This window comes from Streptosporangium nondiastaticum (assembly GCF_003011965.1).
Classification (GTDB): Bacteria; Actinomycetota; Actinomycetes; order Streptomycetales; family Streptomycetaceae; genus Streptomyces; species Streptomyces nondiastaticus.
Window position 1 is genome coordinate 1 of the sequence record NZ_PXWG01000298.1, and the last position, 1523, is coordinate 1523.

Sequence of the window (1523 nt, forward strand, 5' to 3'; positions counted from 1 at the left end):
CCCGCGCCCCCCGTCCGCGCCCGCGCCGCACCCCGGCGCCGCCGTCCTCCGGCCGCGCCTGGACGCCCTGCGGGAGCTCGTCGGGCTGTCCCGGGCGCGCCTGGACCGGCGGACGCTCGCCGAGGCGGGACGCGTCCTCGACGAGGCCGTGGCCCGGCAGCGGCACCCCCTCGACCTCACCGTCGTGGCCATCGCCGGGGCGTCCGGCAGCGGCAAGTCCACCCTCTTCAACGCGCTCGCCCGCGCCCAGCTCTCGGAGGCGGGCGTCCGCCGCCCCACCACCGCCGCGCCCGTGGCCTGCGTGTGGACGGAGGAGCCCGAGCGCGCGGACGGCGTCCTCGACCGGCTCGGCATCCCCGCCCGCTCCCGCCGGCAGCCGGTCCGCCCGTACGACCCGGCCCTCAACGGGCTCGTCCTGCTCGACCTGCCCGACCACGACTCGGCCAGCCCCGGCCACCGCGAGCAGGTCGACCGGCTCCTCGGGCTCGTCGACGCGGTGATCTGGGTGGTGGACCCGGAGAAGTACGCGGACGCCGTCCTCCACGAGCGCTACCTGCGGCCCCTCGCGGGCTACGCCGAGGTCTCGTTCATCGTCCTCAACCAGACCGACCGGCTGAGCATGGACGCGGCCGACCAGGTCCTCGACGACCTGCGGCGGCTCCTGGACGACGACGGCATCGCGCTCGGCGAGCACGGCGAACCGGGCGCCGAGGTGCTGGCCCTCTCCGCCCTCACCGGCGACGGCGTCGGGGAACTGCGCGAGAGCCTCGGCCGGTTCACGGCCTCGAGGGGCGCCGCGCTGCGCAGGCTGACGGCCGACGTCGACGGGGTCTCGGCGCGGCTGCGGGGCGCGTACGTGGCGGACGGGCGGCCCGGGCTGACCGAGTCGGCCCGGCACGAGTTCGAGGACCGGCTGGCCGAGGCGGTGGGCGCCCAGGCCGCCGGGCTCGCCGCGGAGCGCGCCTGGCTCCGGGACGCCGGACGGGCGTGCGGGACGTCGTGGACGCGTGCGCACCGGTGGTACGTACGGGGACGGGCGGGACGGAAAGCTGCGGGACGGAAGTCGGCGGGTGCGGCGAGCGGCGCGGCTGCGATCGCAGAGGCCGTGGCGATGGCAGAGGCGGCAGCGATCACCAGGGCGATCGCGGGGACGCATGCGCCTGAGGTCGCAACGGCCGAGACGGCTGGAAACGTAGCGACGGCTGGAACCGTAACGACGGCCGGAAACGTAGCGACGGCCGGAAACGTCACTACGCCCGGCATCGTCACGACGGCTGAAACCGCAAGGGCACGTGCGGGCCGGGAGACGTACGCGGCCCTGGACGCGGGCGCACCCGCCTCCCCGTCCCGCGCCGTCTCCCGCCCGCTCGTGGAGCAGGCCGTACGGGCCCTGGCCTACGAGGCGTCCACGGGGCTTCCCGACCCCTGGTCCCTGGCCGTGCGCGAGGCCGCGCGGCGCGGGGCCGAGGGCCTCGCGGAGGCCCTCGACGCGGCGTCCGCCGCCGCTGCCGCCGCGATGGCCG

General features: G+C 77.5%; 1 protein-coding gene. It reads left to right on the forward strand.

Annotated elements, in window-relative coordinates; translation table 11 throughout:
- On the forward strand, positions 1–1523 hold a 1523-nt coding region (locus B7P34_RS35870; protein WP_223268610.1), incomplete at both ends, for a GTPase.